Raw genomic sequence first — 15,299 nt, 5'->3', positions numbered from 1 at the left:
TCCAACTCCCGAATGCTTAGTGAAAAGATTGGAAAACATGGATAAGAAACGTTTACGGTTAGAAGATATCGAAAAAAAGCCTCCCTTCAGGGCACCGGAACGGTATTTCGATGAGCTACCTCAGGAGATTATGGCTAGAATACCTTCTCAACCAGGGGTAGTACCTAAAGGATCGGTGCTTAAAAACTGGCAATGGGGATTAAGTTCGGCAGCGGCTATGCTGCTGATTGCATCACTGATTTGGGTGACTTTTCCAGAACAACAGGGAGCCTTGGGTAATGAGCCACTTAGTGGTATTAGTGATGGTACTATAATTGAATATCTGGAAGAGCAAAACCTGAGCTATTACGATCTGAGCGAGCAACAAGTAATACAAAATGCTTTTGATGCAGACTCTACAATCATGTTTTATCTTGATGGTATGGATGAGAATATGATTATGCAGCAATTACAGGAGTCTTCATCCATAGATTTAGAAACGATTTGACCTAACAAAATAGAAAATGGAATTGCTATTAAATAAAATAAATATGGTACGTATTGGTTGCTTATTTTTCGTTTTGTTGTTGTCGGCCACGGCCTATGCGCAGCGTCATTCGAACGATGATATGAAACGCATACAGGATGCGAAAGTGGCAATTATTACCAATCGTCTCAATCTTACTGCTGAACAATCGGCAGCCTTCTGGCCTGTTTATAATGAATATTCTCAGAAGAAGCGTCAGATTCACCGGGAGCAGCGAAAGATTTTCGGTGAAAAAAGAGCCGAAGGGCTAGACGACCGGGAAGCCTTGAATAATCTAAAGGAGGTTCAGGAGTTAAAACAGCGGGAATTAGATCTTGAAAAAGAATATCAGCAGAACTTTTTGAAGGTAATATCTGCCAGCCAGGTAGCTGAACTCTATAAAGCGGAACGGACATTTAATGAAATGCTGATTCAGCGGCTCAAACATAACAGAGAAAATAAACCAAACAACTAAGTCGAACCGGTAATATAAAAGACCCGACGCCAATCTGGTATCGGGTTTTTTTGTGCATTTATATTTTTATAGGACAAAAAAATAGGGGCTGTCCTAAAAGACAACCCCTATTTACTATCTATCGTCCGAGGATTAATGACCGCCTGTACTGGCTACCTCGTCTATGCCTTGCGTGAGCACGGTGATATTTTTCAAAGGTGCAGTATGGTTCCGGAAATTTTGAATAATCTCCAAGACGTCATAATCAATATTTACCGACTTACTGCCATCGATCATCACGGTAGAGCCAGCGGGTAAATTGGTCAGCGTATCGTTGATGCTTCCTTTATTGAGGAAGGTGACTTCTTCGGATAGAGTGAGTTTAATGACTTCTCCTTCCTGATGCGCCTGTTTCTCGTAATGATACGAATGCTGAAAGTTTTTGCGCAGGATGAAATAAATGGCTACAACCATACCAATACCAATCCCTTTGAGCAAGTCCGTTAGAAGAATAGCGATAACTGTTACAATGAATGGTATAAACTGTTCTTTACCCAGTTTGAACATAGATTTATAAAGGGCAATTTTCGAAAGTTTGTATCCAACTATCAAAAGGATAGCCGCCAGAGACGCCAAAGGAATATAGTTGAGCAATACAGGAATTAGCAGGGCTGAAAGTAGCAGGATACTACCATGGAAGATAGTAGACATTTTAGAACGTCCGCCCGAATCAACATTTGCCGAACTACGTACGATCACCTGTGTAATAGGCAACCCTCCAATGAGTCCGGACGTCATGTTCCCTATTCCCTGGGCTATTAGCTCCCGGTTAGTAGGCGTACTTCTTTTATAAGGATCAAGTTTATCGGTCGCCTCCACAGAAAGCAAGGTTTCCAGACTGGCTACAATAGCAAGAGTAATAGCCACGGTATATACCTGGGGATTGTTGAATGCCGAGAAATCAGGTGTTTTAAAGAAGCTAAAGAATTCGTTAATATTTCCTGCTACGGGGAGTTGAACCAGATGGTCGCCAGCTAAAACAAGTTCTGGTGCGAACATTCCAAAAAGGAAATTTAGTAATACGCCCGTAAGGACTACAAATAACGCACCTGGCAGGAAGCGGAAGAGCTGAATGCGCTTCATGAAGGGTCTATCAAAAAGGATCAATAGCCCAAGTGAGACCACTGAAATAATAATGGCTCCTATACTAATATGATCCATGGCGGCAATTAGCTCGGTAAAAGTATTCTGGCCATCACTCTGTTCGAAAGTCTGGTCGCCCATATAATCCACATCATATCCAAAGGCATGTGGAATTTCCTTCAAAATTAGGGTTATACCAATGGCGGCGAGCATCCCCTTAATAACGGATGAGGGAAAATAGTAACCTACTATACCCGCTTTCAGAAGGCCTGCAACTACCTGTATGACGCCGGCAAAGACGACGGCGAGCAGGAAAGCCTCAAAGCTGCCCAAGGTTTCTAAGGCGCCCAGTACAATTACCACCAGACCTGCCGCGGGCCCAGATACACCAAGGGAAGACCCGCTTAATGATCCTACCACGATACCGCCTACAAACCCGGCAATAATACCGGAGAAAAGCAGGTCGGAACGACCTGTGGAAGCTAAGGCTACACCTAAACATAGGGGTAATGCGACCAGGTATACGACCAGACCCGCTGGAAGATCGTATTTTAAATTGGCAAATATATTATTATGAGATTTTGACATAAAACGATTGTATTCTTTGATTTCCTAACTGATGAGGCTTGATTAAGAGGCGTTCCGGGATGTTGGGTTTAGACGATATACTGAACGGATATGAGAGTTATCGTCTGCCGATACTTTCAAATCTTTCATAAGGCCATTTTTGATATCATAAACAATACCATGAAGCTGCAAGGGTTTATTATTTGACCAGGCATTTTGAACAATGGATGTTTTACCCAAATTATATACCTGCTCGATCACGTTGAGTTCTACCAATCGGTCGGCGCGAAGATCCTCATCAATGATTGAGTCGAGCTCTTTCTCATGAAGTCGGTACACATCTTTGATATGGCGTAACCAGTTGTCGATAAGCCCTACCTGAGCATTTCCCATAGCGGCTTTAACACCACCACAGCCATAATGGCCAACAACCATTATATGTTTAACTCCCAGTACGTTTACCGAATAATCAATTACACTCAGGAGGTTCATATCCGTATGCACGACCATATTGGCAATATTACGGTGAACAAATATCTCTCCCGGGTTGGTGCCGGTAATCTGGTTGGCGGGAACCCGACTATCGGAACAGCCTATCCAGAGGAACTCAGGTTTTTGACCGTTTGCCAGGTCGGTAAAGAAGTCCTTATTAGCAGCAGTAGTTTCTGCCACCCATTTAACATTATTTTCAAAAAGCTTATTATAGGAGCGATCCATAGGAAAAACGAATTTTCATTGACTAAATAATTTAACAAAATCTTGACATAGTGGCATTATTTCCGTCCTAACCCTGTTGGTACGGCGGTTCACTGTCGAAGAGTAATTTTAATAAAAATATTTAGCCCAGCTCCGGCGGGGGATAATGCATCACGCGATGAACTTCCTTATTGAAGCTCACTCGATAATGAAAGGGTAAAAAATTGTTGACAGGAGCAGAGAGGTAGTTGAAAAAATCAATGGAGAAACCAATAATATGATCGTCCTCCATGAGTTGCTGATTTTCAATGGTCTCGCTCTCACAATTATCAGACTCACAAAGCATACTCACCTTGCTCATAGAAAGCAATTGTTGACTAATGCCCGTATAGGAGCATAGAAAAGTCAAGGTTATGAATATGATGAGTATATTTTTCAAGGGTATAGAATTCTGTCTTTTACTATTTTTCAACTCAAAATAGCAACAAAACGTTCCAAATGCAAATATTATTGCGCTTTAGACTTATAAGTTTTAATTAACGAATCATTATAAATGACCCACAAAAAAAAGGTTGTAAGTATACAACCTTTAATAAAATATTATGCTTTCCACCCTTTTTCGTGGTTTTCCAGCCATCGCCCTACAAGAAAAGCAGAGGTCAATAACACTACATAAAAGGCGATCATGATAATGGTCATATACATAAACTATCCGGTTTTCGTATTCAATAAGGGCAAATTTAGGTAAAAAACGTGAAATGGGAGTTCACATTGATAAAAAAAATCTTACAAAACACCTTTTGTAGAGGGTAAGACGTCAAGGGCCTTCAAATCCCGTTTCACGGCCATTTTAATCGCTTTTGCAAAGGCTTTAAAGATGGCTTCGATTTTATGATGTTCATTATCACCTTCCACCTTAATATTTAAGTTTGAAAGCGAAGTATCCGAGAAGGACTTAAAGAAGTGATGAAACATTTCGGTAGGCATCTCTCCAATACGCTCTCTTTTAAACTCTGCATCCCACACCATCCATGGTCGACCTGAAAAATCTATGGCCACCTGTGCCAGAGCCTCGTCCATTGGTAATAGATAGCCGTAGCGACTAATGCCGCGCTTATCACCTAAAGCCTTTTTGTATGCTTCGCCAAGCGCCAGTGCAGTATCTTCGATGGTATGGTGCTCATCAATATGTAGATCTCCTTTTACCCTGATTTTTAAGTCTGCTCCGGAGTGTCGAGCGAGTTGGTCCAGCATATGATCGAAGAATCCTAGGCCGGTATGTATGTCCGACAGCCCGCTTCCATCCAAATTGAGTTCGATACTAATTTCTGTCTCTTTTGTTTCGCGCTGTACCACGGCGATGCGGGAGGGTAGCTTTAAATGTTCATAGATAGCATTCCAGTCAGTGGATACAAAGCTAAGGTGTGGGGTCAGTTCAGGGTCGCACTGTCGGGCTTGTTCGTCGGAGGCTAAGTAGATAGCTTTGGAGCCTAGGTTTACCGCCAACTGCACATCGGTCAGACGGTCCCCAATCACGTAGCTATTGGCCAGGTCATATTCGTCGCTGAAATATTCAGTGAGCATGGCCGTCCCTGGTTTTCGGGAAGGGAGGTTTTGTTCTGGAAAGCTTCGGTCTACATGAATCTTGGTGAACTGAATACCCTCACCTTCTAGGATGGCCAGCATTTTATTTTGGGCAGGCCAGAAAGTGTCTTCCGGAAAGGAGTCGGTTCCCAGACCATCTTGGTTGGTAACCATCACGAGTTCGTAGTCGGTTTCTTCCGCAATTTTCCTCAGATTCGAAATGGCTCCGGGTAAAAAGGCCAACTTTTCAAGAGAGTCGACCTGAAAGTCGATCGGTGGCTCTACAATGATAGTACCATCACGATCTATAAACAACACCTTCTTCATTTGGTAGTAATATTGAAATTTTATTGAGTCAAGACAATTGCATTCCCTAATTTTGCTCAAATTTCGTAAACTATGCCGGATTGGAAAGTCTTTTCGGCCTTTATTTACTTTTTTGAATGGAATTTGATTTATCAAAACCCAGTTAGCTTAACATAATCGCTTTTTTTAAAACAAGATAGTCCTATGTTTACAGGAATAATAGAGGCAACCGGCAGGGTAGTGCACTGCCAGCTAGAAGGCAGCAACACTAGTTTCACCATTCAGGCAGACCTGGCATCGGAGCTTAAGATCGATCAGAGTGTAAGCCATAATGGCGTCTGTCTGACTGTAGTAGCATGTCAGCCCGACCACTACACGGTAACGGCAGTGGAGGAAACGCTGAGGAAAACGAATTTGAATGAGTGGAAGATTGGGGATATCATCAATCTTGAGAGATGTATGCCGGCCAATGGCCGTTTTGATGGCCATATTGTTCAGGGACATGTAGACCAAATCGGCACTTGTATCTATAAGGAAGAACGGGACGGAAGCTGGTTGTTCGATTTTAGTTACGACCCTACGTTTGGAAACGTGACCGTGGAAAAAGGATCTATTAGTATTAATGGTGTAAGTCTTACCGTTTTTAATTCAGCCCCTGACTCATTTAGAGTCACCATTATTCCTTATACTTACGACTTTACCAACTTTTCAACTGTGGAGGTAGGCGACCAGGTAAATTTGGAATTCGACGTTCTAGGCAAATATATTAAACGAATTCTAACGGGTTATCAGCCCTAGTCTATTGGCATCCTGAAATATTCCGTTTATTTTTACCAACTTATAAACGATATTGTATCAACCGTACATGACAAAAATTAGCACCCAATCACGTTCAGATTTATTGATCCATATAGGCATAATTATTGCACTGGTTCTTGTATTTTTTCTGGGCTTTTTCTTCTTATATCTCCCTTTTACTACCAACCATGGGGAATCTATTACCGTTCCGGACCTTAAGAATAAGAAGGTGGTAGAGCTGGATGCTTTCCTGGACAGTCGAGACCTGCGCTATGAGGTCAGCGATTGTACTTTTGTGGCCAATGTGCCCGCCCTTACCATATTGTCGCAGTACCCAGCCCCTGGCTCCAAGGTAAAAGAAGGTCGTAAGATATATGTGACCGTGGTGTCGAACACGGCCCCTTTAATTAAAATGCCAAAGCTTACGGACATGACACATCAAAGTGCGCAAATGTACCTGAAAAGCGTAGGACTGGTGGAAGGCACTATTACATATGAGCCAGATATGGCTCAGAATGCCGTATTAAAACAATTATATAATGGAAAAGAGATTCTTCCGGGGCAACCGGTAGCCAAAGGATCCAGAATTGACCTGGTTCTTGGTGAAGGATTAGGTACCGCTCAATTTAACGCTCCATCCGTATTGGATATGCCTTTGGACGAAGCAAAGATTGTGATCGTTGGCGCTGGCTTAAAGGTAGGGCAGCTTATGCAGGTGCAAGCGGAAGAAGGGCAGGCAGCTGGAGTGGTGGTAAAACAAAATCCGGATGGTGATACCAAAGTGAGAATCGGAGATGTGATAGACCTATGGGTGACTCCTTCCGCCCCTGAAACCGAATCGAATGAAGAACCTCAAGGCCTGCAATTTTAAGAATGCAATCGTTATTGTATTCCTCTTCCTAATCATGGGTACCAATTTACCTTCTGTGTTTGCACAGATAAAGTTGGTACCCATCGGCTTTCCTACCTCCCAGTCGGTGGAGATTCCCCTAGCAGACACTCCCGGGGCCCAGCGTCAGCAAGGAATTGATTTGCCTTTTTTTGATGACTTCTCTATGGCTGTAGATGGCCGTCCCCATTCCCAACTATGGCAATCTGGAAGTGGCGTGAGGATCAATAATACCCTGACCACAGGGCAGCCTTCTATCAACGTGGCTACTTTTGACGGATTAAATGCCAACGGAGCTCCCTATAATTTTACGAACCCACTCGTTCAAGGTTTCACCGATACGCTTAGCTGTCTGCCCATCAATCTGAGTGCAAAACATGCGTCCGATTCAATTTATCTCAGTTATTATTGGCAAAGTGGTGAACTGATTGAAAAACCCGATTCCAGTGATTATATCCAGCTAGAATTTCTGGACAAAGATTTACAATGGCATATCGTATGGAAACAGTCGGGCTACCAAACTGATCATGTATTCCATCATCAATTCATAGCTATTAAAGAAGATCGGTGGATGCATGCCAATTTTAGATTTCGGTTTAGGACCTTTGGCAGAAGTTCAGGAGCCTATGATATGTGGCATATCGATTACTTGTATCTCAATAGCAAAAGGTCCCTAAAGGATATTTATATTCGAGACTTGGCTCTTACTCATCCATTAAGCGCATTTTTAAAAAATTATAGGGCTATGCCTCTTTCTCATTATCGGGTCGATCCTTCCCGTTTTACCGAGAAAGAGATCAGCGCTGAAATTCGAAATTTATATAATAACGAAAACCGTACGGCCTGGACTTTGCAGGTTCGAGATGAACTTTCGGGGAAACAGTTTGCTGGGGACCAGGAGGGATCATCCTATATTGGCCCCCTTCAAACCTTAAACAAAAGAGCGAAATTAAGGCCTGTTGAGCCTATGTTAAGCGATACGGCTCTTCGAATAAAATATAGTTTTAAGTTGGAGACCAGTGACAATCAAAACCCCAGCATCCCTAGTATAGATCTGACGCGAAATGATACATTAAGTGCCACGGCGGAGTTGAGTGATTTCTTTGCCTATGACGATGGGTCGGCGGAATACGGAATACAGGTAAACCAAAAATTGGGTCGTGTAGCCGTACGTTATGTTTTGGCGCATCCAGACACTATAGGTGGGGTGCGTATGTCTATTTTGCCATTTAACAAAAATGTAGCAGGACTCAGTTTTACCCTACAGCTATGGAGCAATAAAGGAGGGCGACCTGATGTACTACTCGCGCAGCAGGCATTTCCGGCCAGCTACTCCGGAAATGAACAGGCGTTAAAAGAATATGCTTTTTCAAAAGCAATTGCAGTAACGGATACTTTTTATGTGGGCTGGTTACAGGTGAGCGAACAACCATTAACCGTGGGTTATGATCTGAACTCGGTTTATGGTGCCAAACAAGTCTTGTACAATTTGGGAAACAGTTGGGTTGCGGCTGATAATTTAAGAGGAAGTATTATGCTCCGCCCCTTTCTGGCAAGGTCCGGAGCAGAGCTAATAACGGGGGTAAAAGCTACTGAGTCGGTAGGTTACTTTTATCCCAATCCTGCACCTGGTTTGTTGCAATGGAAGGGTGATTCCCTCGATGCGATCGAAATATATGATAGCACAGGAAGAAGGGTAGGGGGTAATGGAGCAATGAGAACCGGAGATTTTTTAGACTTTAAGGAACTATCGGCCGGCATGTATTACTTTAAATGTTACCATGCCAAAGGAATTTACGTGCAGAAAATATTGAAGCAATAATATATTTTAGAACAAAAAAATAATCGACCATGGATATTACGGTAGAGGAATTAAAGGAGCGCCTGGACAAGGGTGAAAAACTGCATTTTTATGATGTTCGTGAAGAGCATGAATATGAAGAAGATAATCTGGGGGCAGAGTTGATACCCTTGGGCGAGATACCGGATCATGTGCCCGAGTTATCGGCGATAAAAGATGAGGAAATCATCATTCATTGCCGCTCAGGAGCAAGGAGTGGAAAGGCCGCAGCTTACTTGAGAAGTCAGGGGTTTTCCAATGTACGTAACGTATTAGGAGGAATACTTGCCTATCGGGAGATGGAAGAGTTAGAAGATTAAATAATTTTGCTTCCGATAGGTTTACATACACACTATCGGAAGCAAAATTATGGATGGCATTATCCCTCCATTGTAATCGCAGCTCTGGTGCATACTCCTCCCACAGGAGGATTGAACTTGGAGACCTTTACGATTACTTTTTTTACGTCAGGATATTTCTCCCTTATACTTATAATTACCTTGTGGGCAATATGTTCCAAGAGATGAGCAGGTTCTTTCATTACAGTGACAGCGATGCTGTACAGCGTTTCATAATTGACTGTTTCGCTGAGCTTATCCTGCTCGGCGGCGAGCATTAGGTCAGTTTCTATACTAATGTCGAGGGCATATTTATTGCCAATTCTTTGTTCTTCAGGGTAGTAGCCATGGTAGGCAAAAAACTCCAGTCCTTCTAAGGTAATCGTTCCCAAGTGATCTGTTTTGTGGCCCTGCTCATAAAGCAGTGCCTATGGTGTTAGCTTAATTAAATTTGGTCAAAGAAGGAGCCTCCGCTTTGTTCCTTCGGGGGGATGGGTTCTGGATTCCTGAATTTGTTCTGACCCTGCCGGTCCTCCTCAGGGATTACTGACTGAGAGTCGGACTTATTTTCCATCTCAGCCGAATCTGGTTCAGAAGGAGGAACAGGCTGCGCGGCCACTGCTTCTACAATATCCTGGGCTTTATGATCATCTGCCTCGGTTCCATTTGAAAAAGCCTCTTTTTGACCTTCCTCCGTAAGTGCCAACAAAGGCGGATCAAGGTCGGAGACTGGCAAAGGTTCAGGCAAGCCTTCCCCCTCTGCTACTGGCAACTCCTCTTTAGAGGGGATAACCACGGTAGCGACATGCTTCTTTATATCCTCCAGCTTCGATATTACCGACTCTTTATCATATTTCTGTTCGAAACGTTCAACCGTTTCCATAGTATTATTGGCCAATGATGACAGTTGGACGATCAGATTGTCCCGGTAATTTTCAATAGCCCTAAAATCTCTTTCCTGATTTTTTATTTCTAGTAAAAAATCTTCCTTCAACTGCTGAAGGCGCATTTCCGTATCTTTTACGATCTGCTGGGTGCGCTGCTCGGCCTCCTGAACCATATCGTCGGCCTGGGCCTTGGATATTTCTATTTTTTGATTGGCCTCTTCCAGGGCCTCCCGTTCTATTTGCCGTCCGGTCTCTTCTGCCGTTTTTAAGGTACGGAAAAGGGAGGATTCTATGTCCTTAAGCTTAGCCAATTCCTTTTCGGTTTGTTCAAGCTGTGTTTTTAATTGACGGTTCTCGCTGGTGTAGCGCTCCCATTCCTGTGAAAGAGAATTTAAGAAAGCGTCCACCGCATCGGGATCATAACCTCTGAAGATTTTTTCAAAAGTATGCTTGCGTATGTCTATAGCTGATATTTTCATGGCAAAAAGTCGGCGTTATAATGGATATTCAATCGCTGTGTAAGTTAAAGATAACTATCACATATTTCAAAGTAATAACTGATATTACCTTTTGAAAAGTATATTAAGGCTGTAGTTCCCAGACCGAAATACTACGATCGTCACTGCAGGAAAGCAGCTGATTTTCAAAGTCAGACCATAATAATTTATTAACCGAAGTGCCGTGGCCCGCATGTCTTCCCCTGTCTATTACCTTTTTTAGTTTAAAGGACTGAGCATCCCATATTTTAATGGACTTATCCATGCTTGCGGTAGCAAGGAGGGTGTGGTCAGGGCTGTACGTGATATGGTTAACGGCATACATATGTGCAGGAATATCATGGAGCAGAGCATAATTTTGATGGGCATCCCAGACCTTGATATGTGCGTCGCGTCCACTGGAAATCAGGTATTTATTGTCTGGACTATAGCGCAGGGTAAATACAGAATTTTCATGGGCAGCTAGTGTATATTTCAGTTTAAAGGAATCCAGGTCAAAAATATGGATTTTATTTTCGCTGTCACCTGCCGCAAATTCACTTTGGTCGGGTCGCAGGCTGATGGTCCGGATACTCTTGTTGCTCACCTTAATATGTTTCTGGACCGAAAAGCTTTCAATATCCATCACGGCAATGATTCCGTCTCCTAATGCAACGATTGCCTTCTGCTCGGTAAGTTGGATGTCAAAAATTGGGGAGTTGGTGATTTTGATTGACTTAATGATTAGATTTTCTTGGGTATCCAATAATTGTATGCCTTCATAATTCTGTCCAATCCAAAGTTGGGAACGGCTGGGATCGTGGGCCAGGGCATAGATGGAAACGCCTGCTTTGGCTACGAGTTTACCCATATCGGGTTTTTCTAAATCCCAGAGGATTACAAATCCATCTCCACCGGCCGAGTAGAACTCACTAGGGTTATGTTTTGGAATAATGGTGTAGATACTATCGCGATGACCAGAAAAAGTATCAATTTTGCGGATATTCATAATTCAGTATTTTCACAGGAGTTTTTTTTAAAACAGTATTGCTATGGCCCTCGTTCATTCCGAACAAATCAATTCCCAAACGACTCTCTACCTCTGGAAACTCACCGAGGAAGAAATGGAGCTCCGCGGTATGCTTCGCAACAAATATAATATGGAGGATTTGGAGGCGATAAGTCATCCTCAAAAAAAACGGGAGTGGTTGGCAAGTCGATTACTTCTTCAGCACCTGGCTGAGCAGACAGGCCTTCCCTACAAAGGTACCTACAAGGATGAGCACGGCAAGGCTTATCTCACCGAGCTGGACCGGCCTATTTCCTTAACGCACACCAAAGACTATGTCGCAGTCGTCATGGGTCGAGAAGAGATGGTGGGAGTGGATATGGAACGTTTAGATCCCAAACTCAGCAGGACAGCACCAAAGTATCTCACTTGGAACGAATATGAGCATGCCGATGAGGATTTACGGGCACTAGCTGCCTATTGGTGCTCCAAGGAGGCGATGTTTAAACTGTATGGCAAGAAGAAAATTAGTTTTAAGGATAACATTTACATACCTCCCTTCGATATCGAGGCGGAGATCATTACCGGGGAGCTTCGAGATGAAGATCATTTGCTACGGGCACAGATTCAGTTGCGGTGGATAGAGGATTATTGCATGGCTATCGCTTATTAATTTAGGAAAGCGGGTCGTCCATGGTGGAGCGAAGAATATTTTCTAGCTCCGTCATTTTCTCTCTTTCTCCTGTTTTTTCATAGGACATCAATAGATTTCGCAATACCCGCTGAATTATTTCGAGATTGCTGCAAGGCTGATAGAATATATCCTTGGGTTTGATGTTGAGCTGGGCGATGTAATGATCTATATCGGTTTTAGAAAATACAATTCCTCTGCTGAATACATTGATGTAAAACTGGACCTGATCGTTTTTGTAGGTGAGTACAAACAGATTGGGTAAGTTCACACCGTAAAGAGGCAGATTTAATTTTCTGGCAATAAGCAGATAGATCACGCAGAGGGTAATAGGGTTACCCTTCCTGTTTTCCAGGACGACATTCACCATAGAATTGGATGGAGAATGAAAGTTCTTGGTGTTTGCCGAGAAACCCATGGGGCCAAAAAAAATGCTATTGATTCGCTTGATCTGGTCCGAAGGATTCATTTGGTCCTGAAACTGAGTCCAGATATCATAATATAATTGGTCAACCGAGGCAGATAGTTCCTCTAAACTCTGATCGGGGTATAGGTAGGTAGATATGATCCACATTCCTTCGAGCAGGTCTACCCCTCCACCATTTTTCCAGGTTTGTAGACGGTCCATCAATGTCGCCAGTTGAAGCTCATGTATCAGCTCCTCGATACGATGTTGAACGGTGGGGTTAAAGCTTCTTTCCCATTCCGATTCCAGTAAGGGTATAATATTACCTCCTAACGAAAGAATAGTTCCTTCTACATGCTCACTTACCTCCAGGTCTTCGTCATCGAGTAGTGATATCAGTGCTTTTATTTCGTTCTTGTTCATATTCCCACAAATCTTCGTTTTCTAACAATCGGATAAATAAAAACATTATTTTTTTAACGACGCCAAATTTTCTACTTTTGCCCGGAAAAAATAATTTTAAACGGGTTTATTTTCTAGTGTAGTCGCCATTTTGAACCCGTTAAAATCCTTGTTTTTTGAGTTTTTAATGGTTATTTCCTTATTTGTAATCAAAAAATAATTAGTACACTACACATGAAAATATTAGTGACAGGAGGGGCCGGCTTTATTGGTTCTCATACCGTGGTTGAGCTTCACCAGGCGGGCTTTCAGCCGGTCATACTAGACAACCTTTATAATTCAAATCGATCGGTACTCAACGGTATTAAACAAATTACAGGAGTCGACTTCCCTTTCTACGAATATGATTGCAATGACCTGGAAAAACTAAGGGAATTGTTCGATAAGGAGCAATTCGATGGGGTAATTCATTTTGCAGCTTATAAGGCCGTTGGTGAATCTGTGCAGAAACCACTTGCTTATTATGAAAATAATCTGGTATCTCTGCTCAATTTACTAAATGTGATGCAAGAATACAAGGTGCCAAATTTTGTATTTTCTTCTTCTTGTACCGTATATGGTCAACCCGAAAGCTTACCGGTGACTGAAGACACGCCAAGGCTCCCGGCAACCTCTCCATATGGAAATACCAAAGCGATTGCAGAAGACATTATCCGGGATCATGTCCATGCTGCGCCTTCCGTGAAAGCCATTGCACTTCGTTATTTTAATCCCATCGGAGCGCATGAATCCGGGTTAATTGGTGAGCTCCCCAATGGAGTACCCAGCAATTTGGTGCCCTATATCACCCAGACAGCCGCTGGCCTTCGTGATTCTTTAACTGTATTCGGAGACGATTACGATACGGCCGATGGTACTTGCGTTCGCGACTTTATCCATGTGGTAGACCTTGCCAAAGCGCATGTAAAGGCTTTGTCGCTTCTTGAGCAGACGGAAGCTTCCAATTACTACGATGTGTTTAATGTAGGTACTGGCGAGGGATATACCGTATTGAACCTGATCAATACATTTGAGACTGTAAATAATCTCAAACTGAATTATAATATAGGCCCACGTAGGGCTGGAGATGTAGAAAAAATTTATGCTCAGGCGGATAAGGTCAATACGATTATGAACTGGAAAGCTGAAAAGACTTTAGCAGAATCGTTGCGGGACGCATGGAATTGGCAATTAAAAATTACACAGACTAAATGAAAAAAATACTGATTACAGGTGGGGCAGGCTTTATAGGCTCCCACGTGGTGCGGCGCTTTGTTACCAACCACCCTGAGTACCATATTTATAACCTGGATGCTCTTACCTATGCAGGTAATTTAGAAAATTTACGGGATGTCGAGGACGCCGAAAACTATACCTTCGTGAAGGGAGATATCGTAGACGCTTCTTTTATAGATAACTTATTTGCTGAACATGACTTTCAGGGCGTGGTGCACCTGGCAGCAGAGAGTCATGTGGATCGTTCCATTTCCGACCCTATGTCATTCGTAATGACCAATGTCGTGGGAACTGTCAATCTTCTGAATGCAGCCAGGAAGACCTGGGGAAGCGACTTCTCTGGCCGAAGATTCTATCATGTATCTACCGATGAAGTGTATGGAGAGCTACATGACCCTGGCACATTTTTCTTAGAAACAACGAGTTATGATCCTCGTTCCCCTTATTCAGCTTCGAAGGCATCTTCTGATCATTTTGTTCGGGCCTATCATAATACCTATAAATTGCCCGTTGTAATTTCTAATTGTTCTAATAATTATGGCCCAAATCACTTTCCCGAAAAGTTGATTCCATTGAGCATTCATAATATCCTGAACAATAAGCCCCTTCCTGTGTATGGAAAAGGCGAGAATGTGAGGGATTGGTTGTTTGTGGTAGATCATGCTATTGCCATTGACGTTATTTTCCATGAAGGTAAAAATGGAGATACGTATAATATTGGTGGCCATAATGAATGGACCAATATCGACCTGGTACGACTGTTATGCAGCGTAATGGACCAGAAGCTAGGTCGACCAGAAGGGCATTCCGAAAAACTCATCACCTTTGTTACGGACCGCGCGGGTCATGATTTGCGTTATGCTATTGACGCTACCAAGCTTTCAGAAGAATTAGGCTGGAAACCTTCTCTGCAGTTTGAAGAAGGTCTGGAACGAACCGTGGACTGGTATCTGAACAACCAGGAGTGGCTTAGCAATGTTACTTCAGGTGATTATAAGAAGTATTACGATTCTATGTACGATAACCGTTAATC

General features: G+C 42.8%; 17 protein-coding genes. 9 read left to right on the top strand and 8 right to left on the bottom strand.

All coding sequences use genetic code 11. From position 1 onward, the window contains the following. Positions 1-37 precede the first annotated feature (37 nt). Positions 38-487: a hypothetical protein gene (locus X939_RS0113560; RefSeq protein ID WP_025763820.1), complete on the top strand. Its 450-nt coding sequence runs from the start codon at positions 38-40 to the stop codon at positions 485-487. 16 nt (positions 488-503) lie between these two features. Further along, on the top strand, positions 504-980 hold the full coding sequence (locus X939_RS0113555) for a hypothetical protein (protein WP_025763819.1): 477 nt from the start codon (positions 504-506) through the stop codon (positions 978-980). Between the two features lie 132 nt (positions 981-1,112). Here X939_RS0113555 and X939_RS0113550 read toward each other — a convergent pair whose 3' ends face one another. From X939_RS0113550 to hisB, 4 genes are all read right to left on the bottom strand, one after another. After that, complete coding sequence (locus X939_RS0113550) at positions 1,113-2,690, bottom strand: SulP family inorganic anion transporter (RefSeq protein WP_025763818.1); 1,578 nt, start codon at positions 2,688-2,690, stop codon at positions 1,113-1,115. A 42-nt stretch (positions 2,691-2,732) separates the two neighbouring features. Continuing rightward, complete coding sequence (gene can / locus X939_RS0113545; protein ID WP_025763817.1) at positions 2,733-3,386, bottom strand: carbonate dehydratase; 654 nt, start codon at positions 3,384-3,386, stop codon at positions 2,733-2,735. A gap of 121 nt (positions 3,387-3,507) precedes the next feature. Beyond that, positions 3,508-3,804, bottom strand: coding sequence for a hypothetical protein (locus tag X939_RS0113540; protein WP_131694742.1), 297 nt, complete (start codon positions 3,802-3,804; stop codon positions 3,508-3,510). Positions 3,805-4,151: 347 nt separating this feature from the next. Next, complete coding sequence (gene hisB, locus X939_RS0113530; RefSeq protein ID WP_025763815.1) at positions 4,152-5,276, bottom strand: bifunctional histidinol-phosphatase/imidazoleglycerol-phosphate dehydratase HisB; 1,125 nt, start codon at positions 5,274-5,276, stop codon at positions 4,152-4,154. Positions 5,277-5,459: 183 nt separating this feature from the next. On the opposite strand from hisB, the gene X939_RS0113525 reads away from it, so the two are divergent. From X939_RS0113525 to X939_RS0113510, 4 genes are all read left to right on the top strand, one after another. Further along, positions 5,460-6,053, top strand: a complete 594-nt coding sequence (locus tag X939_RS0113525) for a riboflavin synthase (protein ID WP_025763814.1) — start codon at positions 5,460-5,462, stop codon at positions 6,051-6,053. A 67-nt stretch (positions 6,054-6,120) separates the two neighbouring features. Next, positions 6,121-6,924 (top strand): PASTA domain-containing protein, encoded by an 804-nt coding sequence (locus X939_RS0113520; RefSeq protein WP_025763813.1) that lies wholly within the window; start codon positions 6,121-6,123, stop codon positions 6,922-6,924. Beyond that, positions 6,896-8,764, top strand: a complete 1,869-nt coding sequence (locus X939_RS0113515; protein ID WP_025763812.1) for a T9SS type A sorting domain-containing protein — start codon at positions 6,896-6,898, stop codon at positions 8,762-8,764. The genes X939_RS0113520 and X939_RS0113515 overlap by 29 nt, the downstream gene beginning before the upstream one ends. Positions 8,765-8,793: 29 nt before the next feature. Then, on the top strand, positions 8,794-9,102 hold the full coding sequence (locus X939_RS0113510) for a rhodanese-like domain-containing protein (protein WP_025763811.1): 309 nt from the start codon (positions 8,794-8,796) through the stop codon (positions 9,100-9,102). Positions 9,103-9,161: 59 nt separating this feature from the next. Here X939_RS0113510 and folB read toward each other — a convergent pair whose 3' ends face one another. The 3 genes from folB to X939_RS0113495 all read right to left on the bottom strand — a co-directional run bounded on the left by folB (position 9,162) and on the right by X939_RS0113495 (position 11,492). Beyond that, positions 9,162-9,512: a dihydroneopterin aldolase gene (folB, locus tag X939_RS0113505; protein ID WP_025763810.1), complete on the bottom strand. Its 351-nt coding sequence runs from the start codon at positions 9,510-9,512 to the stop codon at positions 9,162-9,164. 53 nt (positions 9,513-9,565) lie between these two features. Further along, on the bottom strand, positions 9,566-10,486 hold the full coding sequence (locus X939_RS23335; RefSeq protein ID WP_025763809.1) for a DivIVA domain-containing protein: 921 nt from the start codon (positions 10,484-10,486) through the stop codon (positions 9,566-9,568). A 103-nt stretch (positions 10,487-10,589) separates the two neighbouring features. Then, positions 10,590-11,492 carry a WD40 repeat domain-containing protein gene (locus X939_RS0113495; protein ID WP_025763808.1) on the bottom strand — a complete coding sequence of 301 codons (903 nt, stop codon included), beginning with the start codon at positions 11,490-11,492 and terminating at the stop codon, positions 10,590-10,592. A gap of 43 nt (positions 11,493-11,535) precedes the next feature. On the opposite strand from X939_RS0113495, the gene X939_RS0113490 reads away from it, so the two are divergent. Next, a complete protein-coding gene (locus tag X939_RS0113490) occupies positions 11,536-12,165 on the top strand; it encodes a 4'-phosphopantetheinyl transferase family protein (protein WP_025763807.1) in 630 nt (209 codons plus the stop codon). A 1-nt stretch (position 12,166) separates the two neighbouring features. Here X939_RS0113490 and X939_RS0113485 read toward each other — a convergent pair whose 3' ends face one another. Further along, complete coding sequence (locus X939_RS0113485; protein ID WP_025763806.1) at positions 12,167-13,012, bottom strand: transglutaminase-like domain-containing protein; 846 nt, start codon at positions 13,010-13,012, stop codon at positions 12,167-12,169. A gap of 213 nt (positions 13,013-13,225) precedes the next feature. Here X939_RS0113485 and galE point away from each other — a divergent pair, with 213 nt between their 5' ends. Together galE and rfbB are read left to right on the top strand one after the other, a co-directional pair. Beyond that, complete coding sequence (galE, locus tag X939_RS0113480; RefSeq protein ID WP_025763805.1) at positions 13,226-14,245, top strand: UDP-glucose 4-epimerase GalE; 1,020 nt, start codon at positions 13,226-13,228, stop codon at positions 14,243-14,245. Then, on the top strand, positions 14,242-15,297 hold the full coding sequence (gene rfbB, locus X939_RS0113475) for a dTDP-glucose 4,6-dehydratase (RefSeq protein ID WP_025763804.1): 1,056 nt from the start codon (positions 14,242-14,244) through the stop codon (positions 15,295-15,297). The genes galE and rfbB overlap by 4 nt, the downstream gene beginning before the upstream one ends. Positions 15,298-15,299: the final 2 nt, after the last annotated feature.

Origin of the sequence: Dyadobacter tibetensis Y620-1 (assembly GCF_000566685.1) — a bacterium.
Classification (GTDB): Bacteria; Bacteroidota; Bacteroidia; order Cytophagales; family Spirosomataceae; genus Dyadobacter; species Dyadobacter tibetensis.
Note: the sequence above shows the minus strand (reverse complement) of the source record. Positions and strands in the feature narration are given on the sequence as shown.